Origin of the sequence: Alistipes sp. AF14-19 (genome assembly GCF_003461645.1) — a bacterium.
Taxonomy (GTDB): Bacteria; Bacteroidota; Bacteroidia; order Bacteroidales; family Rikenellaceae; genus Alistipes; species Alistipes shahii.
Window position 1 is genome coordinate 1 of record NZ_QTXM01000013.1, and the last position, 23261, is coordinate 23261.

The 23261-nt window shown below is 45.5% G+C and carries 25 protein-coding genes; 1 reads left to right on the top strand and 24 read right to left on the bottom strand.

Translation table 11 applies throughout. From position 1 onward, the window contains the following. Positions 1–264: 264 nt before the first annotated feature. From DWW03_RS11160 to DWW03_RS11230, 15 genes are all read right to left on the bottom strand, one after another. The gene (locus DWW03_RS11160) at positions 265–807 is read right to left on the bottom strand and encodes a leucine-rich repeat domain-containing protein (RefSeq protein WP_118406771.1); all 543 of its coding nucleotides are present in this window, start codon (positions 805–807) and stop codon (positions 265–267) included. After that, complete coding sequence (locus tag DWW03_RS11165; protein ID WP_147344309.1) at positions 804–1070, bottom strand: hypothetical protein; 267 nt, start codon at positions 1068–1070, stop codon at positions 804–806. Before DWW03_RS11165 ends, DWW03_RS11160 begins: the two co-directional genes overlap by 4 nt. A gap of 251 nt (positions 1071–1321) precedes the next feature. Continuing rightward, on the bottom strand, positions 1322–2116 hold the full coding sequence (locus tag DWW03_RS11170; RefSeq protein ID WP_014775843.1) for a DUF3560 domain-containing protein: 795 nt from the start codon (positions 2114–2116) through the stop codon (positions 1322–1324). Between the two features lie 176 nt (positions 2117–2292). Then, positions 2293–2472 carry a hypothetical protein gene (locus DWW03_RS11175; RefSeq protein ID WP_042493610.1) on the bottom strand — a complete coding sequence of 60 codons (180 nt, stop codon included), beginning with the start codon at positions 2470–2472 and terminating at the stop codon, positions 2293–2295. 127 nt (positions 2473–2599) lie between these two features. Further along, entirely contained in the window at positions 2600–2926 is a 327-nt protein-coding gene (locus tag DWW03_RS11180; protein WP_014775842.1) for an LPD28 domain-containing protein, read from the bottom strand. Between the two features lie 190 nt (positions 2927–3116). Next, positions 3117–3437, bottom strand: a complete 321-nt coding sequence (locus DWW03_RS11185) for a hypothetical protein (protein WP_014775841.1) — start codon at positions 3435–3437, stop codon at positions 3117–3119. Between the two features lie 107 nt (positions 3438–3544). Then, complete coding sequence (locus DWW03_RS11190) at positions 3545–3802, bottom strand: hypothetical protein (RefSeq protein ID WP_014775840.1); 258 nt, start codon at positions 3800–3802, stop codon at positions 3545–3547. 19 nt (positions 3803–3821) lie between these two features. Continuing rightward, on the bottom strand, positions 3822–6833 hold the full coding sequence (locus DWW03_RS11195; RefSeq protein WP_014775839.1) for a helicase-related protein: 3012 nt from the start codon (positions 6831–6833) through the stop codon (positions 3822–3824). 3 nt (positions 6834–6836) lie between these two features. Then, a complete protein-coding gene (locus DWW03_RS11200) occupies positions 6837–7754 on the bottom strand; it encodes a hypothetical protein (RefSeq protein WP_147344310.1) in 918 nt (305 codons plus the stop codon). A 76-nt stretch (positions 7755–7830) separates the two neighbouring features. After that, entirely contained in the window at positions 7831–8028 is a 198-nt protein-coding gene (locus tag DWW03_RS11205; RefSeq protein WP_014775837.1) for a hypothetical protein, read from the bottom strand. A gap of 23 nt (positions 8029–8051) precedes the next feature. Continuing rightward, complete coding sequence (locus tag DWW03_RS11210; protein ID WP_014775836.1) at positions 8052–8819, bottom strand: hypothetical protein; 768 nt, start codon at positions 8817–8819, stop codon at positions 8052–8054. A 4-nt stretch (positions 8820–8823) separates the two neighbouring features. Beyond that, entirely contained in the window at positions 8824–9690 is an 867-nt protein-coding gene (locus tag DWW03_RS11215) for a hypothetical protein (protein ID WP_014775835.1), read from the bottom strand. Positions 9691–9725: 35 nt separating this feature from the next. Next, positions 9726–10025: a hypothetical protein gene (locus DWW03_RS11220; RefSeq protein WP_014775834.1), complete on the bottom strand. Its 300-nt coding sequence runs from the start codon at positions 10023–10025 to the stop codon at positions 9726–9728. Positions 10026–10102: 77 nt separating this feature from the next. Then, entirely contained in the window at positions 10103–11233 is a 1131-nt protein-coding gene (locus DWW03_RS11225) for a hypothetical protein (RefSeq protein WP_014775833.1), read from the bottom strand. Between the two features lie 46 nt (positions 11234–11279). Next, positions 11280–11558, bottom strand: coding sequence for a hypothetical protein (locus tag DWW03_RS11230; RefSeq protein WP_014775832.1), 279 nt, complete (start codon positions 11556–11558; stop codon positions 11280–11282). Positions 11559–12223: 665 nt separating this feature from the next. On the opposite strand from DWW03_RS11230, the gene DWW03_RS11240 reads away from it, so the two are divergent. After that, complete coding sequence (locus tag DWW03_RS11240; protein ID WP_022043425.1) at positions 12224–14104, top strand: DUF4209 domain-containing protein; 1881 nt, start codon at positions 12224–12226, stop codon at positions 14102–14104. Positions 14105–14259: 155 nt separating this feature from the next. Here the strand turns inward: DWW03_RS11240 and DWW03_RS11245 are convergent, their stop codons facing one another. Genes DWW03_RS11245 through DWW03_RS11290 form a run of 9 tightly spaced genes read right to left on the bottom strand, consistent with a single transcriptional unit; the run spans position 14260 to position 23257 of the window. Then, positions 14260–15375: a DUF6047 family protein gene (locus DWW03_RS11245; protein ID WP_014775829.1), complete on the bottom strand. Its 1116-nt coding sequence runs from the start codon at positions 15373–15375 to the stop codon at positions 14260–14262. Positions 15376–15394: 19 nt separating this feature from the next. Next, a complete protein-coding gene (locus DWW03_RS11250; protein ID WP_014775828.1) occupies positions 15395–16483 on the bottom strand; it encodes a DUF6047 family protein in 1089 nt (362 codons plus the stop codon). A 16-nt stretch (positions 16484–16499) separates the two neighbouring features. Continuing rightward, positions 16500–17591, bottom strand: coding sequence for a DUF6047 family protein (locus tag DWW03_RS11255; RefSeq protein WP_014775827.1), 1092 nt, complete (start codon positions 17589–17591; stop codon positions 16500–16502). 2 nt (positions 17592–17593) lie between these two features. Then, positions 17594–18700 (bottom strand): DUF6047 family protein, encoded by a 1107-nt coding sequence (locus DWW03_RS11260; protein WP_014775826.1) that lies wholly within the window; start codon positions 18698–18700, stop codon positions 17594–17596. 12 nt (positions 18701–18712) lie between these two features. Further along, the gene (locus DWW03_RS11265; protein ID WP_147344311.1) at positions 18713–19822 is read right to left on the bottom strand and encodes a DUF6047 family protein; all 1110 of its coding nucleotides are present in this window, start codon (positions 19820–19822) and stop codon (positions 18713–18715) included. Positions 19823–19832: 10 nt separating this feature from the next. Beyond that, a complete protein-coding gene (locus DWW03_RS16460) occupies positions 19833–20963 on the bottom strand; it encodes a DUF6047 family protein (RefSeq protein ID WP_014775824.1) in 1131 nt (376 codons plus the stop codon). A gap of 16 nt (positions 20964–20979) precedes the next feature. After that, the gene (locus DWW03_RS11280; RefSeq protein WP_014775823.1) at positions 20980–22113 is read right to left on the bottom strand and encodes a DUF6047 family protein; all 1134 of its coding nucleotides are present in this window, start codon (positions 22111–22113) and stop codon (positions 20980–20982) included. Beyond that, positions 22113–23060, bottom strand: a complete 948-nt coding sequence (locus tag DWW03_RS11285) for a DUF6047 family protein (protein ID WP_014775822.1) — start codon at positions 23058–23060, stop codon at positions 22113–22115. Before DWW03_RS11285 ends, DWW03_RS11280 begins: the two co-directional genes overlap by 1 nt. Before the next feature lie 11 nt (positions 23061–23071). Continuing rightward, positions 23072–23257 carry a hypothetical protein gene (locus DWW03_RS11290; protein WP_014775821.1) on the bottom strand — a complete coding sequence of 62 codons (186 nt, stop codon included), beginning with the start codon at positions 23255–23257 and terminating at the stop codon, positions 23072–23074. Between the last annotated feature and the right edge of the window lie 4 nt (positions 23258–23261).

Sequence of the window (23261 nt, forward strand, 5' to 3'; positions counted from 1 at the left end):
GCTTTTCTACACAGTGTGACTGTTTCCGCATATCGGGGCGGTTATTGTCGCTTATCGTAAACGGTTGTAAACCCTTGTCAACTACCTGCACGATGTGACAAAAAATAAGCTCCGCAAATTCTCCACGTCAGAAATATGTATCAAAAATATGTGGAAAATTGGGAAGCGACAAATGGCAACCGAAAAGTGTTAAATTTTAGAATATGCTGGTAATTAAAGATTTATACTCGGATATTTCTGATTGCTTTTGGTTGTTCTATGGTTCTAAATACAGAGAACAAATGCACTATACCCAATTTCAGTAACCTTGTCCGGTATATCTATATTTTTTAAACTACTACAGCCATAAAATGCACTCTCGCCAATTTCAAGAATATTATTCGGAAGAACAATTTTGCTCAACTTGGAACAGGTATAAAACATCTCATCTCCAATTCGAACTTTTAAATTATTGCTTAGATCGACTGTAGTGAGTTCGTGACACTCTTTACAATTTAATATTTCGAGATTAGAGAAATAACCAATACCCGTCAATGTTTTAATCTCCTGACGCGCAAGATCAATTTTAGCAACAGCAGAGGCTTCTATTTTAGAAACTTTCCCATCCTTATTAACATCGAAATTATCATAACAATATTGCATAAAAATGATATCGTCCATGCAAGAACAAACATCATTTGGGTCCGGTAAATCAGGTAATGGGCTCGGTTTATCGGGTTTGTCTGGATTATTTTCGCTGTCTTCGCTTTTACTGCATCCTACGCCCATCATTATGGCCGCAACAAATAATATGGTTAGTGTTTTCATTTCTGGTATAGTCTAAAATTAATTTCAGTTATCGAAACAATCGTTTTTTCTTCGGTCTTTGAAAAATCACCTAATCCCTCAGTCGAATATTCCGTTCCCAACTTTTTATTGATAAATAGGCAAGCTTGTTGGGTTAAATCAGGTTGCTGCGTGTCGGGAACCACATCTTTAACTGTCAGAAAGACATCCATTGTTTGTGGTGTGACAGATTCAAAGGCTTTTTCGAAACGAAATTCACCTTTTTCATAGATTAAATTAATCATTGGATTTAGATATTTACCCCAGCCAACTCCGAATCAAGGGGATTATAAAAAAAGAAAGTGTGGAGTTGTTAGTTTATCTGACAATAGGCATTTGGCGTGGCCCGAGAACAAATAAACAATACCCCACACTTGAGCAGTGATTGTCATATGCATAGTATATCAGCACATTACATATCCGTACATCAAAAATTCATCAACAAACAGCAACCTTGTTGATTACGCTATTTAGGCTAACAGGGATAGAATATATTTTAGTCATTGCCGAGAGACATGAGTATCTGTTTTCCGGCCTCGATATTCCATCTTTTCAAGTAACACTGCCAGCAACCATTTCCGTAGGAATACCGATAACCTACATGTTGTAGCTTTTGGCGAATTTCTTCTGCAGGTTTCTTCACGAAGAATATTTGGAAGCGGTTTTCCTGGGGATTCTCGACAACGCGGATTCCGTTCACTTCGTATGTCTTCTCTTCTTGGGATTTGAGTCTTTTGACTCTTTCGAGGCGTTTTTTTGCATTGCGGATAGTCGCACTGTTGTTTGTCAGATAGCACGCAGCATAGCCGATGTCATTACATACATCGGGGACGATTAGACCTTGAGCCGCTTTTTCCGTCATTCCGGTTTCAATGAGCTTGGCGATCTTTTCTTCCTCCGTGAGTTTCTTGTCCCTCACGATTTTGTTCCGATCTTTCATCGCCTGTTGCAATTTTTCGAGCCGTGCGATCTTTTCCTCCAGCCGTTCTACGGAGTCTTCGTCTTCGGTATAGATCGCATTGTTGTTTTCTGCGGCCTCTGCTTTTTTGCGATAATATTCTGCTTTCTCGCTTTCCTGAACTGATTTCCCCATAGCATTCCAGCTTTTGTCCAAATCCCTGCGATGTCTTTTCTCAGAATGGTGTCCTACCAGAATCGGTTGGCCCATAGGGATACATTTCACGATACTGTTCGAATGTTCGAACGCTTCGATCGACTTTGTTTCCGCTTTACGAGCCAGTTCGTTGTAGCGGTCAATTCTGTTTTGTTTTCTTTCGCTTCTTGTTGACATAATTGTATTTTTTAGGTAAATATGAAAAGCACGGCCATTTTGACCGTGCCTGTGTTATCTTATTTAAAAAAGAGTCACATCGAAAAGGGATAGGAACGGGGCCTGCTTTTTGGCTACACCGACAAAAGGTTCGATGAGTTTGGCTGGATTCTGGGGATGCTTCCCATATGTCGCGATTATCCTTTTGCGCCTCCATTGTAAGTCCGCTTTAAATGACCATTGAAAAAGCGTTGATAATTTTTAACATCAGCCTTGAAAAGCGCATACGCTTGTTTCATATTACTGGCACAATAAACAACATCCGTAGCTCGTCCCATTGAGTCGTAAACTCGGTAGGTGTTTGACTGTTCGTTCATGTTTTATTTTTGTTATATGTTTTTCACCACTCCGCCGCGGTCGATTGCCACATTTCACCAGAATTAGGGTTGATGCGAATACAACAAAGCCGCCCTTGGGCGGCTTCTTTATAAATGTCTGCAGTTATTATTTGTCAAGATACTGTTTGAGCGAATCTGAAAGTTCTTCGTCCTCATCGAATCCCCATTCGGTAATGTCTATATGGTCTTTTCCGCGGAAATCAAGGGGTCTATCTACTATGAGCGAGCCAAAGTAATTTACCGTTGCCGATGGTTCGATAGTGCTGGGGACAGAATCATCGTCGTCAGAGTGCCTTACTCCATAAGCAATGAGGCCCTTCGGCAAAACAGCATCTTTTAAGCGATATTCAGAAAAAAGACCGTAAATATCACCTGCCTCGGTTTCTAAATAAATTGCTTTAAGGTCTAAATTGGAAATAGTTTCGTTTGACATGATTTTTACATTTTGTAATGAATTTTTTATATAATAATGGCTAAAGATAATCGATTTTTAAACTTGGTGTTCATTTAGTCGGAAAAAATCAAGATAATTCATTGTGTGTTATGGAGGACCATATCCCGATGCGGGGACAATGCAGATCGATTCGCAGGTTCCCGACTTATCGCTACACTAACTGGCATAACTATTCCTCCTCTTCTTTGATTGATTTGACATTGTATTCGCGGGCCCATATTTCTACGGCATTCCATAGCATATCGGCGTCGACTTCGACATGCCCAGCGATTTTAGACAGGATGCCGGCATCCTCGTCGGTCACGTCATAACCATGCTCCCGCATAGATTCAACAGTAAGAGATGCAGAGGTGACCTCGAAAAAAAGGCCATTCTCGCGTATCTGCTTTTTGAGATTGCCGATGATGGCTCGTTGTTCAGGCGTGGCAGTTCCGAGCGTAGCTTCCAATTCGGTCACACCTGCCATAAGTTGCATACTTGTGATATTCATGTATAGTGGTATTTGCGGTTTGATAAATTCGGGGTTACAGGTTAATATATATCAGGAAGTTTAGTTTGCCCGGGCAACTGATCTCCCGCCCAAACATGGCTTTGTGGTCAACTCAGCGATAATGCGGTGGCGAAATATTCCGTGCAATCGAAATCTACCCCTAAGTTTGAGCAGGCAGCTTCAAGATCGTCATAGCGCAGTTCGCCCGTGTCACGTAGTTCCCGGAGGTTCTGTATTTCCGAATCGAGGTATCTTTGTGCCTTGCATTTACCGCAATGGCATGCCGAGCAGATATTTTCTATGAGTTTATCCATAGTAATTACATCTTTGATTAAAGGGCGGTTTAAATATTCTTGTCTTGTCATAATGATGTAGTTTTAATTGTTATGCAACCTTCTGATTACCCCATGAGATATAGAAATTACCGTCTTTATCCCGTTCTCGTTTGAGCAGGTTTTCAATCAGGTTTGTTGATACGTCGAATTCGTCGAAGATTTCGGATTCCTCCATGATTTCGCCGACTTTAATGAATTCATTGAGCCGCTCTTTAGTCAGGATCAGGGCGATGAGATTTTGTTCGATGGATTCATCGTAGCAGACATAGTGTACGCGCGTCTTATTTCTGGAATCCATGCGGATGAAGCGGAAGTAGAATTGCTCCATCTTGGGGATATTCCATTGCAGGGATTCGAGTATCACGTCATCGCAGGATGGAATATTGGTCGAACTTTTGAGAGCTTGTTGTGTACATACGAGAATACCGTCTGCTGTTTCTTCAAACTGGGCAATAATCTTTTGGCGGCGCTCGAAACTTATTTCTCCGTGAATTGTGAACAGCGGTCTTTCCGGAAACATGAGTCCCAGATAATCGGTATACATATTCATTGCTTCGATTGTCGTGCAGCCGACAGCAACTTTTGTTGGAATCTCTGTTTTTATCAGGTTAGCGATGTAGCGAGTTTTTCTGGGGAAAGGTTCCCCATCGTAACCGGCTAATGTGTTGGGTGTGGAGCATGCGCGAATCATTAGCATGATTTGACGGACTAAGCGCAATGCTGCATCTTTCTTCGCATCGCCGGTGCTTGTGAAATAGAAGGAGCATATTTCGCAAAATTCTTTCAGTATCTTGGCGTATACTGCCTTCTCTCCCGGTCCGGGGATTACGGCATGATGCCTGATCTCATATTTGTCGGCCGCAAACTCTTTGAATTTCCGGGTCAGGATTGTTTTCTTAATCAACTCGGCGAGTTCATATTTGTTGTAAATATCCTGATTCCGTTTCTCAATTCCGAAGACGGTGACTTTTCCCGGACAGAAACAGTTTTTGAAGAGGCGGGCTCCTTCTCGTGGCGGGAACGGTTTTCCGACGTTGGTGTTATCTTCGCAGAAAATGTCATGCGTGATCCGATCCTCGATATACACTTTCTTGCACCAGCACATGAAGTTCACGGAGTTGTTATAGAGTATTTCGAACTGTCCGTAGAGTTCGGCTACGTTGTTGCGGGTCGTCGTGCCGGTGGCGAGTAATTTGTATTTGCAGCGGCGGAATACATCGAGCGAGTTGCGTGTACGCTGCGTTTCGTCGTTGGTGATTTCGTCTGACTCGTCGAAGATCAGGCAGACTTTGCGGGAAATCCCTCGCATGAATAGTTTCACCGACCTTTTGTTTTTTTCGAGCATGGTGGTCGAAATGAGAATGAACATACCGGGGCGAATCTTTTTGAAATCCTCTTCGCATGTCAGGATTACAAACCGTTTCTTGTGTTTGATAAGAAACGGTTTCCATGTCATTTTAATCGCAATCGCCGGGGCCAGTACGACGCTGTTGCGTATGCGGCCCAGAGATCGCAGGTATTTGCCGTAATAGTACGCTACGGCGGTTTTTCCTGATCCCTGCTGCCAGTTCAAGAGTGAATAGCGTCTTTGGAAAATCAGGTTCATATCATGTTGCTGCAGGTCGTTGAACTGGCAAACTTCCATGTAGTTGTTGAAGAAGCGCAACCCCGCGATATGCTTGGCAAGAGCTTTGTTGGGTTCCACATCGAGTATAGGTGTGCTGTGTCGCAGGTATTGGCGATGTTTGCGGTGGATTACCCGCATGGCCTGTGCATACTGTGCCGCCGCGTTTGGGGACATGTCCTTTACGGGTGTGGGCAGCCCGCCGTCGTTCAAGGTTAGCTGGTATATGGGGGCCTCTTTGCATTCGACATTATCCAGCATGTGCGGGGCGTATGCTTTGAGTTTGTATGTGTAGTTGGTCTTCACGAGTGCCACTTCTTTGCGTGGCACTACATATTGCCGCCGGATGTAACGATAGATTACTGCCAACACCTTGGCATGGGTGAGTTTCTTTTTTTGAAATTCGTCGTATTGGGTCCGGGTGTAGTTCTGGGGAGGTTTCTGATTGCGGAATTTCGTTACAAGCGCCAGCGCCTTTTCATATTTTCCCTGCATATGAGGATGTGCTTTGAGTTCATACAGATATTTTTTGAGTTTCACTTGAAATGCAAGGTCTTCGGAATAGAGCAGTTCGTTTGTTTCGCGCAGCAATTTGAGTTTTAGCGGTTGTCGGAGCTTCCGAAAGTCCGCAACGCGCTGTTTCAGGCATTCCATAGATACAAATTCATCATCCTTGTATGAATTTCTCTCGATATGTTCCGTTCTGCGAGTGAAAACCATGATTTTGGTAGCGAAGTTTTCAACATCCAATGAACTGAAGGTCGATACAGGGAGTTGTGTTTGCCCGATGAATGAGAATCTTCGATCAATAGCCCCGATCTGCGACTTGTCCCAGAATTCACTTTTCATAAAGGTCATGGGCACGACGAGAATGAATATTCCGGCAGGATTGAGTGCGTTGTATGCTTTTTCACAGAAGTAAAACTGCGACGGCTCCCTGTCAAAATCGAGGTTGTAAGGCGGGTTTCCAAGGATAATATCGAAGCGCTGATCGGGGTCGAAACACCGGATGTCCTGAGTTTGGATGTTGGCGTCGGGATAGAGATATTTGGCCACTTTCACGGCGTTGGGATCGATGTCGAAACCGTAGGCATTGTAGGGATTGGGCAGATAGTTGAAGAAGTTGCCCATGCCGCAGCACATATCCAGAATGCTTTCTGTTGCTTCGGGAGCTGCTATTTCGACAATCTGGCGGCAAAGGTCGTGAGGCGTGAAGAACTGCCCCATCTCGAATTCTTTCTTGGCTTGAGAATAGTCGTTATAATTTCCGAAATTGGCTTGTTTGAGGCCGTGCAAACCTCCGAGGCCGGTATAGCAGTTGAAGATCGTTTCCCGGGGTATTTCCCCTTTATTCTTGTCAATGGCTTTCAGGATTCTCTTGTTGTAATCTTCCCGCTTTTCCTTGGGGATCGTCTGATTCTTGATCTGATAACTCATATGTCAATGGTTTGCGAGTGAATAGAGGCGCAGGAAGTGGAAGCACTCTGCGGCGGCTGTGGGTGTTGAGAAACGGACATCGATACGGCCGTTTACATAGAACCTGATGGCCTCGATTTTGTCCATTTTCATGTCGTACCACTTTCCGACCTGTACGTTGTATTGGTTGAATTCCGGGATGGAGCCGATATTACCTTGTATACTTTGGGTAGCATAGAGGACCAAACCCGCGCATATATTGTTTACAAACGTATCTGTGCCGTAAGCAATCTGGTATCGTCCTATGCTGCGTTGGTAGTCGTCCATCTCCACGATGTCGTAGAAGAGGATTTTATTATCCCGTAATTCGGGTGCTGTGCCACGCTCTCGGCGTTTTGAAGCGAATAACGAGCGGATGATGATTTCCTCTTCGGCCTTCTCGCGGAACGTTTGTCCGTTCAGGCGGCTGATGATGTGATCCACATATAACTTGTAATCGGGAAGGAAGCCCACAGAGATCGTATCCTCACAGTCGGGACGCAGGATGGAGAATCTGTATTTTTCCTCAAAATACCTCATAATAACACTACCGAAGAAATAACAGGCGCGTCGATAGTTATCGGCAATATTGTTGATGATTTTGAAGGGATAGAAATAGTATTCCTTGAATTCATTTTGTTCTTGTTCGTCTTGTCTGACGAGGAGGCTGATTTCTACAGATCCGGACGGAGAGTACGAAATGGCAAATTGATCAGAGTACTTTTCCGCTTCGGACCGGAATCGGTCATGCCATGTTTTCAGATGGCGTAGCGCGGCATGACATTGGGCTTGCATTCGTTCGCAATAAGCCTTATCATCCATTGGGATTTCCGGCTCCTGATCGACCTCGATTTGGTCGAATACAGCGAGCATATCGCTGTTGTCTGGTGTTTTGTCTTGCATGATGTGAGGAATTATAGGGAAACAAAATCGGCGGCAAGCATTTGCCTGTCGCCGCGTACATATGGTATTAATGGTGTTACTTTTCGGGAATCTTTTCCAAACGGTTTTTAGCTCGGCTGATTTCCTCATAAGCCTTGTTGATGGCGAGGTCTTCGCCCGGAGTGAATTTTTCCCGTTGCAGGAGTTTGGTTATGATCGCCATCAACTGTCCGCACAGGAATGCGACAAACTGAAGGTTCGTTTGTGCTACTTGCTGTTGTTTGCTGTTATCCATCTTCGTAAAGTGTTAGTGGGTATTCAATGCTGAGGGATGTCCTGCGAATGTAAAATGGCGATAAGTTCTTCGCGCCATATTTCGGCGATGTCTTGATCCTCCATATCGAGGTGCGAGCCGGGCGGCATGTGGAGTTTTATCTTTGTAAACTGCTCGGCCAGTTCTGCAATCTGCTGCATCCGGTCATTTCCGATCTCCCGGACTTGAAGCGACGACGGAAGTTCTTCGAGCATGCGCCGTGTCAGGTGGGTGGACTGGCTGTAGAACCGGGTGTCGAGCAGCAGGATTTCGGACAGCTCTTTCATTATATGGAAAACATGCCCTGTGACAGCATGAGGGTCGTATTCATCGGGTTTGGTTCTGTTTTGTTCAAAGACCAGTTCTTCCCAGCTCTTTTTTTCCTCCTGCCACATGTAATCGAGTAGTATGCTGAGCAAATGGACCGGGACCGGGACTATTGGGATTTTGTCCGCGGATACCGATGATTCCTTTGGCCGGGGAAACGCGGGCAGGTTTTCATTGGGAATTTCAAACCCGGTGTAGGGATTGAAGATTCCGATGTGCAGTAGGGGCTCGGATTCTATAGCAAACATACCGCGGCCACAGTCGTAGAAGAGTTCCATAGCTACAGGTGTTGTTGCGGCGTTGTGACGGGCTTCCCCTTCTGAAAGACCGCTCAGCATGAGTTCTTCGACACGACGTTTGAATGCTTGGGGAGTCTCTTTTTCGGAGAGAGATATTTTGAAGAAGTCACCTTCCTCTTCGTGTACTGTTAATTCAGCGTTTTCCATGTATTTAGGATTTTGCGGTTATTTTGTCTTTGGAGGTGGATGCACGGCATTTGCGATGGCATGGGGATTCGATCAGCACCCCGTTCTCAACCATTTTCTGATAGATTTCCTCCACGAATTTCTCCGCAAGGAGTCCAAATTTATAACCCTGTTCTGCACGTAATGTACGGATCTTTATGGTGCGTCCAATGTCGTACATCATGTCTTTACTTTTGTAGAGATTACGGCGTTTGGTCCTGAATATTCCGATCAGCACCAGATGGACAAATCCATTAAAAAACTGATGATAGTATTTCATTTCCTGTTCCGGGGTGATGTCGTAGATTTCATGGATCGTTTCTGATGACGTAAGAATGAATGTTTGAGACGCTGAGAGGTTCTGCCTTATCGTCTCAATCGAGCTGGCGTCGCAAAGGCCCATGATATGTGTGGGATGGCAGTAAAGATTTGTGTGGCCCTTTGTTGCGGATAAGCTGTATTCTGGAGTTTTCCTTGTGATTTCAAATCCGAGGTCTGAGAATATCTTTCGGATTTCCGTTTCAAAGAGTTGATTCTTGTACTGTGCAATCCCCTCCGGACCGTATCCGGATTCGATATAAAACCTTACGAGTTTCAGGCGCGATCGTTCCCGTATCCGGGGCGTGTCGATCATGGCGGGCATGACGATCTTCCGGCCCCATTGGATACGAATATCAATATCTTCAATTTTCATCGACGGACCGATATTGAAAAAACGGAACATATCGCTGAAGCGACACGCCTGATAGATGGGATTACCCGTTTTCCGCTGGAAAATCCGATAGGAGTATTTCGGGTCATGGTCTGCCTGTTCGATTTCGGCGCTGAATTCGAGCTGCAGCAATACGATCATATCTTTAGTTTCCTGTGTCATAGTCGTTGATAGGTTTAAATATGGGGCAGGTGGCATTCCCGCACGGTATCTGCGATCTTCCTGCACATCTCGTAGCTGGCGCGGTTGCGGTCGTCGATACAAACGTTATCCGGTTCGGCCATATAGAGTATGATACTTTGGATCAGACGGAAGAACGTCTGCTGTGTCGTGTGATGTTCCACGCTCAGGGCAGCAAGGAAGTTATCCGTATGAAAGCCATAAGAATTCAACTCGGATAAAAGGCTTTCCATAGCGATGAATTCCTTGCTATTCTTTCTCAGTTCGATGTCGTAGTGTTTAAACTTTTTATTCATAATGGAATACTATTAAGCCTGCGGATTCCACGTTTCTTTGGAGGCCGCAGGCTGTATGTGAATATCGATGTGTGGAATTACTGTTTTACGCGGTCCATCAGTTCTCCGGCTATTTCCGCAAAATCCCGGGTGCGGGCAGAGTTCTGGTTCCGGCCGTAAGCCGTGAGTGCCTGTGTAAGGTTCAGCAGCGACGGGCTTCCCTGCAGTCCGTCTTCGGGATTGTGGTCCATGAGTATTTTCTGGATGGCCACTTCCTCGTTCTTGAGGATTTTGTTGTTCTTCACCAGTTTCTTCAATTCGGCTTCGAAATCTACCGCCGTATCTCCGGCCCTCTCTATCTCCAGCGCTTTTTTACGGATAATATCCTTGTTGTAGAGTTGTCGGGTAGCATCTCTTACCGTGAGGAGGACCGTTTTCGTGTCCTGCCGGTAAGTTTCCTCCGAGAGCTGCAGGTCTTCGGGGAGTCGGCCTCCCAAGTGGACTTGTTTGAGGGTGCGTTCGCGGACCATGCCGTTGAGACAGACGCCGTTGAGCAGGAATGTCCGCAAGTCGAGCGATCCGTCGCCGTAGTCGGAGGTGGAGAACCGCACTCCCATGTAAATAATCACCGTACCGTTCAGGCGGGTCGGGATGCAGATGGGTTCGGGAAGAATTGTCTCGATCCATACTTTCGTGTCGGTCATCAGGGCGTCGCAAGCCACGGCTCCTTCATTAAGAGCGGTTTTCATAAATGCGGTGAGGATAATTTCGCTGTTGAGTCTTCGGTAGCTGTCGGAAAGCACGCCCCGCACCTGATCGCCTACGGTCCGGATCATCACCCGTGTTCGGGGTGTCCAGCCCGAAGTTTTGTTCAGGATTTCAGCCGCAAGCTGTCGCTGCCATGCGCTTCCTTCTGAAAGCTCTCGGAGGTATTTCGAGGGGATGTCCATTTTCTCGGCGAGCTGACGCACGGCGTTGTTATGCAGTGTGAACGGCTCTCCGCGTTTGCGCATCATAAGTTTGTCATCCCCTTCGAAGGAGATGATCGGATTCTCGCACGTTCCGCGTTGTTCGACACCGATCGGGACGATGAAATCCCTTGAGATTTCAGCTTCCCGGAGCAGTCTTTCGACGGTCTGCATTACAACCGGCTGGTGGTTGTCGATCATGCGATGAACTTTGTTGGTTACGACTTCGTTGAGTCCTTCTTGATATTTGAATTGATCCATAATAATAGCCCTTTCTTTCTGCCGGGCCGGCAGGGGTTTGAGATTACTATTTGATAAGTCCGAGGTTGCGAGCTTCCTCTTTGGTGAACACCTTATAGGTTGAGCGGCGGTATCGGCCGCGGGAAATTCTACGTTCCCGGCTGAACTCTATTTCTTCATCCGTTGCAGCTTCCTGTATGTTATCCTGATAAGGGCCGAGGCCATATCCCAACAAAGGATCTTCGTCCATGCTTCGTGCTGCATGGTCGCGTAAACGCTCTTCCGGCGTTTTATAAGGTTCATCCCAGTCTTCGTCCCAGCGATTAGAATCCCATCCGTTTTTCATGGTTATAATTTTTAATGAAACAATAAGTACAGAACAGCGATCGGCACAACGATGGGAGCAAGTACTCCCAACACCCGCAGGAAGAATCGGATGATACAATTCAAGATGATAAGCCATCCTACTATTCGAAGCAGGGTTTGCCAGTATAATACTGCTATAATTGCTATAATCAGCAACAAGATTATTTTGATATATTTATACATAATCATAAGATTTATAATATTTTAATATTATTTCCCCAGGAAGCATGTCTTCTGGTTTGTGCACGTCTTTTAAAGCACGGGGAAGAGCCACGCGCAAGGTTTTCGGCAAAAAAATGCACCCCTGCGGTGCATTTTTTTTGTCGAAATTCATATAACCTTGCGCGTCGCGGCCCGTGCTTTATTTTTGTGCACGAAACCAGAGGACATGCGGACCCCCTCTCTCCCTTCTCCCTTATATTTTACGACCGTCCGGAAACTCACGACCGTCCGGAAACTCACGACCGTCCGAAACCCGACGACGGCCGGTCTTTTTTCGGTATAAACTCACCTCAACGACAGCGAGAACCGCTATCAGTCCCGATGTGCCCTATAGTATAACAGAGGATTGAATTTTCCACCCTTTTTCTGATAGTACATTCCGATATTTTTTGTAACTTGTATTCAAATCCAAATACAAAAACAATGGAAACCCTACCTGATTATTATGCAAAAATTGACAGCCCGGAATTTGAAGGGATAACAAGCGATGATGTTCTTGCATTGCTACCACATCTTGATTCCAGCCACCCGGACTATAATACCGCGGCCCGAGAGTGTATGGCTTTTTGCATCCGCAAATCGTTCGATAATAAGGACGATCCTGCCATGGGAACGGTTTTCGGGTTATCTTGGATGAGAGCCGGCACAAGTCGAAATGCGGCCGGAGAAGAAATAGACATCTATGAGCCTGATGTGAGGAATTTGAAACCGGATGATTTCGAATACTACGAAGATCGCTATAAGGCATGCCACAGCCTCTTTCCTAAAACGGAGTACGGTCTGTTGGTGTATTTTGGGCATGCTACTCCTTATTCCAAAAGGAACGATTTCAAGTCCGAATTAGGGCTTAAATTATCCGAGTTGGCGAAAATATACTGGGATAAATCTTTAGAGGGCGGAGAACACAACCACAATTTCCAGCATTATTTTAGGATTCTGACATTAGCCTTCAATATTTTCCAGCGAGCGAAGCTCACGGCAGAACTCGATGTGTTGTGTGCGGAAATCATCGACCACCATGATAGCTGGGATATTCACCGAGGAGATTCACTCCGGGGAATGCTTGATCTTTCAGGTTTGATGGCCGATAATTATTCCTTATTCAAGGACAAGGTGGATTTCAACCATGTAGTAGAGAAAAACTTGAGTGCGGCGCATGAACTCGAAAAAACATATACTTGGGGAGCAATATACATCGTAGATCGCTGTATAAAGATTAGAACCAAGCAGAATGCCGATTCTAAGGACCTGATTTACTATAAAGCTCAGCTTTATGAGAAAATGGCAGGTGAAAGAGACGAGGAATTTGTATGTCTCACGTTCATCGAGAAAGCCTTACGGTTATATAAAATTGCGCAATCTGCGGAGAAAGTTGCACAAATGGAAGCCGCTTACATGGCTACGCGGAGTCAGATCACGCTAAATACCCAATTTTTCAAAGAATTCCCGCCTGAATATTTAAAATACGTCACGAAAATGATAAATGAAATAATTGCGACATCCGACGAGAACGGTATCCTTTCGGAACTCACCGACGCGAGTTGGTTTACAGATATAGCGCAAATTAAAGCCCAAGCGGAAGTAAACCAGCGAGGAAGCCTCGTACCTTTTTTAGCGACTACGGTAATAAAAGATAAGTTCGGGAATACTGTGGATCAATATATTACCGATGAGGAAATTAAGGAGATGTTTTTCTGGGAGGAGTATGGGTTTGCACACCAGATAGGCATGCGAAACCTGCATCAATTTATCCTTGAAGTCTATAAAGCCGGCAAATTATCTTATGACTCTTTGCTGAGGTATCTTGAAAACACCTGGTTTAATGTTCCAGTTCCTCGCACCTATAATGGACAGCATATTGAGGTCCGGGTTTTGGATGTGTTGCGCCCCGGTTTAAAGCTATTCTTCAGCGAATTGGAAGCAACCATGAAGGAATCGGATAATTATGAATTCGACTATATTACTGTCACCGACACCTTAACTCTTAAAATCGAATCCATATTACGTCTGTACTGCGAAAGAATAGGTATTCCCACCATGAAGCCCCGAGAAAAAGCCGGCGTACAATTAATGATGGAAAAACTATTGGATGATCTCTTGAGCGATTTAAAAGATACCCCGGAGAGGGCGACCGGGTTCAGGGAAGAAGATAGGTTATTACTGAAGTATGTACTGACTTTAAAAGGACACAACCTGCGGAACCGGGTTGCTCATGGATTAATGGAGGCATGGGAATACAATTATTTCCCTAACATAGTAATCCTCTTAGTGATCCTGTTACGGTTGAGTAATTATTTCAAATAACTTTTCCTTGAATTGGCTAATAATGAAAAGGCAGCGAATCGCTGCCTTTTTTATTTACGGTCAGGGAAATAATCAACGACATCTACGGTCCTCTCCCCTGTGACAGCTTTTTATTCTTCGAGATTGGAGTTGCAGCATACGGTTAAATTCGTATTTTACATTTTCAGTTTCGGATAGGCTGATAGTTCGGGTGTGTCATCGGGATTGGAGATGAGATGTTCTTGTGTTTCGGCCCGTGCGGGTTCCCGGCGGTAATGCAGGTCCTTAAAGTCTTTTTTGAGAATTCTGCCCGCAAGTTCCCGCACCCACTTACCGATCTCTTCGGTTCGGGGTGTGCCTTGGGCGGCATCCAGCTCTTGCATCATGGAACAGAAGCGGTCCTGATGGGAAAACTCATTGATATTATCTTTCGGCAACTCCCTTGTGTGGGTGCAAATTCCCTCATGCAAGTACGCCAGACACATGAAATCATGGACGCGGGTATTGGTTTGAAGATAGGAAAGGTCGTTTTGGGTCATTATTTTTCGTTGGTTGCTGAGTGTAGGCCGCATGTCGAACCAGTGTTCGGTGATGCAGATCAGTGCGGGGTCTTTGCAGAAGATGACTTTCGGCAGTTTGGAGGGCAAATATTTATGTATTTCCATTTTGCTTATCTCCTTGCCGATGGTCGGGGGATTTCCCAGCGGGTATACGGTAACAATTTCCAAACTATTGCAAGGCCGTTGTTTATTGAAAAAGTTGTTGCCGTAATAGTGCAGGAAGTTACGGATGCCTTCTTGTCCGTTGGCGTTCTGCGAGAAAAGGTGGAGTCCTCGATCGGTGCGGATTCCTTGGAAAAGATTCAATTTCACGTCGCTGTTCCGGGTGTGTTCATTAACCATTACATCGTATCTGAAATCTTGTGCAATTATCTCGTGCCTGTTTTCCGGTGCAAGGGCGTCGAGGTCCTGTTTTCGGCAGAAGAATACGTCGATCATGGGCACTCCGCTCTTTATAACCGCAACTTTCCGTGAAAGGGCTTGTATGACTTTTGGCAGCAGGTCAGTCGAACTGAGTTCAGGTATATCCTTCTTGTGTTTGTAATCGACGTGCAGGAACCAGTATCCGGGGACTGTGCGGGGATCGTCCCCGATATGTTGAATATCGGAGTTGATGAAGGCCGGGAAATCCTTTTCGGGGTCTGAGGTAATTCGGGCATGTATTGCCGTTTTATAGGGTGTCAGGGTCAGCAGCAGACTCGCTGGTTCATTTGCTTTAATGTGTTGCACCATAGCTGTGACAATTTGGATTCTATATTTTCAGTTTCGGACTCGTTGATTGTTCGGGTGTGTCGTCGGGAAGATATTCTTGGGTTTGTACGGGTTCCCGGCAGCAAATTTTGTCGGGGTATTTTTCATTGATAAGCCGGTTGGCAAAGTCCTTGATTTCTTTTTGGATTATTCTCAGTTGGGTATTGTCTTTACACTTGCCATATTTTAAAAACAAGTCGAGGAAATCGGTTCCGAATGCAGTGTTGTCGGGCCATTCGGGGAAAAGACTTGCCAGATGGTGAGAATAGCCATCACGAATTTGAGCCAGGCATAAAAATTCAAAATTCGGGGTGGAGGTTTTCATGGGGTCAATCCCGTTCTTCGTGCAGAATATGGAGTAGTTCTGCATCGTCGGATGCATATCGAATTTTGAGGTTGTAATTTCCACCAGCGATTTGTCATGGCAGAAATAGTTCTGGGGAAGATGCAGTGGCGTTGTCTCCAAATTGTTGTTTTCTCCGAAAAGATTGCCGCAGGGAGCCGGCATTTCTCCGATCGCCTTGATATAAATGACTTCAAGCCGGTCCGTAGCATGTTCACGACAGAAAAAATGTTTTTCATAATAATGAAGGCAAGCATTCATTGCCTTCATTCCTTTTCTGTCCGGAGAGAAAACATGTACACCCCGGTCCGTTCGGATTCCCATTAAGGAATGCTCATGCATATATTGGGTTTTTGAGGAGATCATCAATAAGAAATAGCCTTCGGTTTTTACGATGTTGGCATATTTGTTTTCCTCCAAAAGCGGGTTGATATGTTTTAGGTAGCAGTAATAGGCATCCATCAAAGAAATTACGTGCATGATTTTCCCCTTCTGCTGTTCAAGTTCCGATCTGATAATACCTTCAATTTTCGAGGTCGCTCTTTCCACTTTACGGCGATTCTCGAAATTGATTTGCACGAGCCATATATCAGGAATAGCACATGAACTGTCATCAAATTTCTGCACCTGTTCAGTGAGGTATTGCCTGAATCCCTCTTCGTCGGAATCCGAGATGTAGACATTTTTAATCTCGTTTTCGGGTAAAAGCGAAAGATACAGGCTGCAGGGATTACTTTGTTTATCCATAACGGTTTGTTGTTTGTTAGATTTTCATCTTGGGTTTATTGCTGTTCTCTTGGAAATCCTCCGTTTCGGGCGTTTGAATCTGCTGGAGTTGTTCTTCGATTTTCTCCGGTTCCCGGCAATAGCGGAAGTCGGCGAATTCTTCCGTGAGGATCTTCGCGGCCAGTTTCTTGATTCGGGAGCTGACATTCTCTCTTTCGATGTTGTCGTCACAATCATCCAGTTCTTCGAGCAGATCATCGAATCGGTTCTCTAATGAAAAGGATTCATACCATTCGCCTTCGATCATATCGGGTCGTTGAATATCTCCTTCGCAGATACCGATCAGGCAGCAATAATCGTATACGTCGGTTGAACTTGAAATATCGGAAATTTCATTTTCATGCGAGAAGCTCCAATAGTTGCTGACCGTGGGGAGCATATCGATTTTCTTCTCGGTAAGTTCCAGCATGGTCACGCCTTTACAGAAGAAGTCGTCGGGCAAATCGAGGGGCGCTGTGTTCCAATCTACCGTATCTGCAAAAGGATTCAAAATACCTTGAGGTATCTGGTCGATAGGCCGCACGGTGATGAGATCGAAGCGGTCTGTTCCTCTTTTTGTCGAGAAGAAATGCCCTTCGTAATAACTCAAACAGTTCTCGATGGCGTGGTCCCCGGTTTCATCGGAAGTGAAAACATGCACGCCGCGGTCTGTGCGTATTGCCCGGAAATCGTCCGTATACGCATAAACACCAATCCTTTTCGCTATTTTTTCGTGCGCACCCTCGTAGGATAGCGGGTCGAAACCATGAAGGCTGCAAAAATCGAGATCATGTACGAGGAAGGCTTTATGCTCTTTTATACCATATAGCTGGGGGTTGCGCAGAAGTTTCTGCAGGGTTTCATATTGGTCCATTATCGCAATGTCCGGGATGCGGGATTTATCTGTGAAAACCATTTTCAACACCCAGATATCCTTCATTGCATAGAAGTCATTCTTGAATTTTGCGATGATGGCATCGAAATAATCCCGGAGTTTATCATCCGAGTGGGTGCAATGCCGTACACGTTCAATTTTGTTATCCTTTGTGAGGGTAAGAAGGACGCAATCCTGTTCTTTGGGGCTATTCATGGCTAAATTTTAATTTTGGGAGTTGTGGCCTTTTCCTGTTCCGGGGTTTGGTGTTCTGCGATCTTTTGCCAATACAAAGGGAATTCCTCTTTCAGATGCTTCTCGCCATATTCTCGGTAGGCTTTCTCTTGCTCTTCGGACGGCTTGTTGTAGAATTTTTCGCGGATTGCATTGAGGTCCGCTTCATAGGGACATTGCTGATGTTTTTCAGGTGAGAGATGATGAATAGGCTCCCCACATTCACAGAGGTGCAGTAACGATGCAAGGCGGTAATTATCCAACGTTACTTTGATCTCCTTGTAGATATGCATTCCAACGGCAAAGAGTTCATAGTTTTTGCCGGTGGGAGTCATATCGAAACGCTGCTGGCAGAATCCTGTGCGCACGAGTTCGCGCGGGGCAAAGAATTCTTGGGGTATAGGCGTGATAGATTCGCGTTCGATGCTCCGTTTTATGCGCAGATCATAAAACCGGTCTACATGGCTGGCATACGGGTCCATGAATTTGGGTACATGGTATTCATTGAGGAATTCGATGTGAAACTTCGGGTCGAAAAAGTGATCGGTGAGGTATTGCCAATATTTCCGGAATGCGAGTTTCCCGTTCTCGGTTTCACTGAATAACAATACGCCGCGTTCGCTTTCGAGAGCTTTCCAGCAGGGAAACTGGTAATTCCCTTCTTTCACCAACTTGTCGTCGTAGTAATTTGAACTGCTTGTAAAATGGGGATGATTCAGCAACACGTCATGGGAGCCCTGTTCGCTCAGGGGCTCTATGTGCATTTTATGGCAGAAGACGGCATCCCGCAGCCGCACTACATTCGAGGGCCAGATACCCAATGAGTTCGTTACGGGGAGCAACCGCGAGAGATAGTCGCCGTTGTCGGTGTTTGAAAACGGGGGTATGAGACTTTGATCCTTAAACCGGTATTCCATCAACCAGTTGTCGGGAATATCCCGATCCTTGCACAGGCGGTAGGCACTGACCTCTCGTTCGATGAATGAGAACAGCCAGCCGCAATCGAACAACCGCAGGTATTCAACTTTCTGATCCGGATTAATGATTAAGTAGACGGATGCAGGTGTGGGTGTATCGTAATCGGAGAACATGGCGTTGTAGAATTAGAATTTAAGACCTTTGCTCCTGCTTTCATAGAGCCTGTCCAGTTTATCCTGCGCTTGCTGTTGCATTTGGTTTTGCTCTGCCAGGCGGCCGCGTAGGTCGGGGAAATCACGATCGAGCAATTCCTTGGCACGACGTGACACTAATTCCGTGTATTGAGGCGTGCGGTCTTTTACCAGATCACTGAAAGAGGATCTATAGCTGAAAGTTTCAGGCATGCCATTCTGAAATTTATATATAAAATGTCCGGTTTCGGCGATTGCTAATAAGCGCATAATATTGAAATTGCGCTGGGTGCAGCTAAGGCCCGTCCTATTGTTCGGGAACACCAGTTTGTGATAGTTGCTCCATGTCGGAGCCATGTCTAAATGAAAGTATTCCAAACCATTGCCGAGGATTTTTTCTGATTCGAAAATTGCCGGGGCAAGGATCATTTCCTTCTGCCGTTGCGTCAATGACGGCTTGTAAAGCGGACAGAGATCGGCAAAATCCTGCAATTCGGAGTCAAAAGCCGGGAGTTTGGATATGGTGATCTCTGTCTCCGGCATTTGCGGTAAGAAGAAGTTGTCGGCGATGTTCTGCATGAAGCCTTCCAGCAGCCGGGCTCCTTTTGGTGTAGGGGTAAATAAAAGAACTCCCTGACAGGTTTTTACGGCTGTATATGCCCGGAACGGCGGCCGTGCAAGGTTAAGTTCAAAATCCGGATTCCCGTCCCGCGCGAACAGGTCACTAAGTGCAAGTGTGGGAATATCTCGGCAGGATGCGAGGAGCGGTTTGCAATGGATATGCAGATACAATGCTCTGTCCAAAGGAAGAATATGTAAAGGGGTGATCCCTTCCTCTAACAATGCAGGGCGGAGTTTTTGGAAAAAATCTCTGCGGTGCATTCCATCCAAGGATTTTATCCGCGGGATTTGCTCTTCGGAGAAGTGGTAATGAAACATCCAGTTATTCGGAAATAGCGCTTGGTCATGGGCACGCTGCACATTCTCCAGTGCGAACTCTTCGAAACCTTTGTCCCCCAAGTTGCAACGCCGCAGGTGGAGCGTGTCGTAAATTGGGCTTAACATCAGATAAAGGTCGGAATAGCTGTTTTTTTGTGTTTCCATAGTCATGTAATTAGAGTTTGGGCCCTTGGTGAAAATTTTCGGATGGAATCTCGATCATCAGACTTTGTTCGGGGTTTTGGGTGATTTGCCGGCGCTCCGGGAAATCCCTGTCGAGTAATGCCTGAGCCAGATGTTTGGCTTCTTGTTGCAGCGAGTCCATTTTTTTCGGATCGTCGCAGATTACAATTTCATCGGCTAAGTCCTTGAAATTCCCCAGATAGTGACAGACAAAATGCCACTCCGATGATAGTCGTTCCCTTGGGAAACCATTCTGATGTATCTGGTCAAGGATGGCGATGTCGAAGGTATGCGTATGGGGCTGGAGATTGACATTTTCACCACTGAGGAACAACGAGTAATTTTCGGAGGTAGGATGCATGTCATACTCTTTTGCCGGCAGTCCTTCCCGTAGAATATCAGAGTCGATAAGCGGCAGTTGCATCAGATCGCGGAAGGTAAAATCGCGTCCGTGGTAGTTGAAATTAAAGTTCAGGGTCGCACAATGTTCTTCAAGCAGTTTCTTATCGAGGAACGTATGCAGCTCGTATATTTTCATACGATCGATGTTCAGGCTGGGATCGAAATAGTGATCGGCACAGAATTGCATAAAACTTTTGTAAGCATCCTCCCCGGATACGCTTTTCCGGTCATAGAGGAGAACTCCGGAACCAATATCTACAGCCCGGCATGTCGGAAAAATATCGCCGCGTTGTCCGAAGATGGCGAAGTGCGTACTTATTGATTTGTAACCGGGTTGCTGAATGACATTGCGGTGCTGCCCCTCATCGGAAAACATATCGATGCCATAATTATGGCAATAACAGGCATCCCGCAGAGGAATGATGCTGACGGGTTTAATATTCTCGCGGGATGCTATGTCGTGTATACAGCGGAAAAAATTGCTGTGGTTGGCACCCGGAGCCAAAGGCGGCAGTTTGCCGCCATCTTGAAACTCGTAAGCGAACATCCAGTTGTCGGAGAGTGTTTTGTGATTCTTTTCCGGTGTTGGAAAGGACTTATGGATGAATGCGCGGAAATCCTCTTCACAGTATGTTTTATGAAGGATCTGCACGGCATCGGCCGAATAACGAGGATTTACCGAAATGAATACTGTGGAGGGTTGTTCGTTTTTAGGATTCATGGCAATGGATTATGAATTATAAATGTATGCAAGGCCGGTTTTCCGGGATGAGGTTTTCATCGATCGAAACAGCGGGTTCCAGCTCCCTGCCGCGTATTACGAATCCTTCTTGCCGGAGAATTTCTCCGGCAAGGGTCTTGAGCTGCTTTTCTATTTCCATTTTCTCATCAATATAGCTCGTATTATACTGTCGCTCTTTTAAATTCTCGAACCGGTCGATATAACTATAATCGTGATATTCGTCCTTCTCGACAATAATTCCTGTGCTTTCTGCAAAAAGTAGCCAAGCTATTTCGTCACTGCGGTTAAGAGGGTCATTGGGGTATTCACTGAAGAATCTCCAGTAGTTTTCGGGATAAGGGCTAAAATCATGTTCAACAGACTTTTCCCGGATCGGGATTTTTTCCGCTTCGATCGCATTTGCCAACAACAGATGGTCTTTCGAAGAATCATCCACTGTAAATTTATTTGCCTGCCTCGGCATATTGTCTCTGTCAACCCATACTGTTGAGATGGTGAGCCGATCGATGTCCATGCGGGGGTCGAAGAAATGCTTGTTGAGAAGAGCATAGAATGCGGACATCTGTTTAATGCCTGAATCGGTATCTGTAAACAGCCAACTGCTTTGTGGGCTTTCGATAAGCTCACAGTCCAGAAAGTTATTATGCAGAAGTACGTCCCGCACGAGGGGTTTGTTTGTACCGTCATAGAGTTCCGGGATGTTGATTGTATGGGGACTGTCGGGTACGATTCCATAGCGGGATATAAGATGTTGCCGAGGAACTTTAGAAATGAAAAGTCCGATATCATCTCTAAGATATTTATCATACATTATGGATATGTGGTTGTTAGGATGCTTAGACATTTCTCGTATCTGCTTTAGATAGGAATCGTTGTTGTCCGGTGAAATCGGCGGAATCATTTTCGGGTCCTGAAATTCAAAGCTCACGACTCTTCTCTGGAGAATATCGGGCGTTTGGTGCAAAAGAGCGTCCGCGGCTTCATTCCGGCAGTATCTATTGTAGTCCCGGAGTTCATTGCTGATGATCTTGATATGAACGGGCTTGAAGAACTTATCCACTGTGATGCAAAGTCTTGCAGGTTTGGATTTCGGCGCAGGATTCAAGTCCTTTTTAAATTCAGATTCCATTAGCGCTTTATTTTGAAGGTTTTGTTCTGCGGATTGCTCGGAAATCCCAAACTTTCCGTACAAACTACTCCCTTTTCTTTACCCCGAAGCATGGATGTGAAAAATTGATAAAGTTCTTTGAGCGTCATGTCGCCCAAGTCTTTATAGGGCGTTTTATTCGGATCGGTACGTTTGCAGAAAATGGTATAGTTCTCAAAACTCTGGGTGAGGTCGAATTCGCGTATCGAATGCCCTTGTTTGAGGATGGCAGGATCGACATAAGCCTCGTGGAATAAATCATCTTTGCTCTGCGAATTGAGGTTTGAGAGGCAATCTACTTTGTCTTTCAGGTCGAACGGACTGGCAATGATTTCCCAATACCGGAATTTGCCGCCCGGTTGTGACGGATTGAAGAAGTTTAGTTCGAGGTATTTTTCATAGGCTTTGCGTTGTCGCAGACCTTCCGAGGTATTTGTAAACAGCACGACTCCTTTTTCGGTTTCAACAGCCATATAGGAGCGGTATTCAGGTAATGCGACATTCGTTTGCGGGGTATTGTTCCCGAAGCCGTCTGTGGGCAGGGGGTAGTTTTCCTGTTGGCACAACACGCTTTTTTCCGCTTGAGGGGTTAAGGGAACAATGCCGTTTTTGAAGCAATAGATGACATCGGCGGCATTGACCGTATAGCGGCAGCGGGCATTGGAGCGTTCTGCGGCACGTGTTGTTTTCTCGAAGAAAAGTGACATGTCTTTAAGCGCCAAATTGGGAATATCCCGTTTGTCCGGGAATTCGAAATAGGTAAACCAGACATTAGGATCATGTCCTTCTTGGAGAATAAGAGAAACATCGTCGTGAATATGTCGGAGAAAGCCATCTGTTCCCTCTCCTTCCCGACTTGCATGAAGGATGTTGTGGAACCTGTCGTAGGTCAGATATAAGCTGCCGGATTCTTTATCAAAAAGGTCCATTGCGAATGTATTTACTGGTTTTCGATAAAAGGATATATCTCCTGTTCTGTTTCCATGTCCCACGGCGGAATAATGATCGAATCGATGCCGATCTCCGGGCATGGGATTTCTTCGATCGCTTCAACTTCCGCCAGTTTGCAGTGCGTCAGGCTTACCAGAGCCAGAAGCACGATTATGATGCTTATGAGTTTTTTCATGGTT

Bases quoted from the DNA above. Each gene is read 5' to 3' on its own strand.
- DWW03_RS16460 (WP_014775824.1), bottom strand. From the start codon at position 20,963: ATGAATCCTAAAAACGAACAACCCTCCACAGTATTCATTTCGGTAAAT.
- DWW03_RS11240 (WP_022043425.1), top strand. From the start codon at position 12,224: ATGGAAACCCTACCTGATTATTATGCAAAAATTGACAGCCCGGAATTT.
- DWW03_RS11170 (WP_014775843.1), bottom strand. From the start codon at position 2,116: ATGTCAACAAGAAGCGAAAGAAAACAAAACAGAATTGACCGCTACAAC.
- DWW03_RS11205 (WP_014775837.1), bottom strand. From the start codon at position 8,028: ATGGATAACAGCAAACAACAGCAAGTAGCACAAACGAACCTTCAGTTT.
- DWW03_RS11220 (WP_014775834.1), bottom strand. From the start codon at position 10,025: ATGAATAAAAAGTTTAAACACTACGACATCGAACTGAGAAAGAATAGC.
- DWW03_RS11165 (WP_147344309.1), bottom strand. From the start codon at position 1,070: ATGATTAATTTAATCTATGAAAAAGGTGAATTTCGTTTCGAAAAAGCC.
- DWW03_RS11230 (WP_014775832.1), bottom strand. From the start codon at position 11,558: ATGAAAAACGGATGGGATTCTAATCGCTGGGACGAAGACTGGGATGAA.
- DWW03_RS11245 (WP_014775829.1), bottom strand. From the start codon at position 15,375: ATGGTGCAACACATTAAAGCAAATGAACCAGCGAGTCTGCTGCTGACC.
- DWW03_RS11255 (WP_014775827.1), bottom strand. From the start codon at position 17,591: ATGAATAGCCCCAAAGAACAGGATTGCGTCCTTCTTACCCTCACAAAG.
- DWW03_RS11225 (WP_014775833.1), bottom strand. From the start codon at position 11,233: ATGGATCAATTCAAATATCAAGAAGGACTCAACGAAGTCGTAACCAAC.
- DWW03_RS11250 (WP_014775828.1), bottom strand. From the start codon at position 16,483: ATGGATAAACAAAGTAATCCCTGCAGCCTGTATCTTTCGCTTTTACCC.
- DWW03_RS11185 (WP_014775841.1), bottom strand. From the start codon at position 3,437: ATGAATATCACAAGTATGCAACTTATGGCAGGTGTGACCGAATTGGAA.
- DWW03_RS11160 (WP_118406771.1), bottom strand. From the start codon at position 807: ATGAAAACACTAACCATATTATTTGTTGCGGCCATAATGATGGGCGTA.
- DWW03_RS11260 (WP_014775826.1), bottom strand. From the start codon at position 18,700: ATGTTCTCCGATTACGATACACCCACACCTGCATCCGTCTACTTAATC.
- DWW03_RS11285 (WP_014775822.1), bottom strand. From the start codon at position 23,060: ATGGACCTTTTTGATAAAGAATCCGGCAGCTTATATCTGACCTACGAC.
- DWW03_RS11190 (WP_014775840.1), bottom strand. From the start codon at position 3,802: ATGACAAGACAAGAATATTTAAACCGCCCTTTAATCAAAGATGTAATT.
- DWW03_RS11265 (WP_147344311.1), bottom strand. From the start codon at position 19,822: ATGGAAACACAAAAAAACAGCTATTCCGACCTTTATCTGATGTTAAGC.
- DWW03_RS11200 (WP_147344310.1), bottom strand. From the start codon at position 7,754: ATGCAAGACAAAACACCAGACAACAGCGATATGCTCGCTGTATTCGAC.
- DWW03_RS11290 (WP_014775821.1), bottom strand. From the start codon at position 23,257: ATGAAAAAACTCATAAGCATCATAATCGTGCTTCTGGCTCTGGTAAGC.
- DWW03_RS11215 (WP_014775835.1), bottom strand. From the start codon at position 9,690: ATGATCGTATTGCTGCAGCTCGAATTCAGCGCCGAAATCGAACAGGCA.
- DWW03_RS11180 (WP_014775842.1), bottom strand. From the start codon at position 2,926: ATGTCAAACGAAACTATTTCCAATTTAGACCTTAAAGCAATTTATTTA.
- DWW03_RS11175 (WP_042493610.1), bottom strand. From the start codon at position 2,472: ATGAACGAACAGTCAAACACCTACCGAGTTTACGACTCAATGGGACGA.
- DWW03_RS11280 (WP_014775823.1), bottom strand. From the start codon at position 22,113: ATGGAATCTGAATTTAAAAAGGACTTGAATCCTGCGCCGAAATCCAAA.
- DWW03_RS11210 (WP_014775836.1), bottom strand. From the start codon at position 8,819: ATGGAAAACGCTGAATTAACAGTACACGAAGAGGAAGGTGACTTCTTC.
- DWW03_RS11195 (WP_014775839.1), bottom strand. From the start codon at position 6,833: ATGAGTTATCAGATCAAGAATCAGACGATCCCCAAGGAAAAGCGGGAA.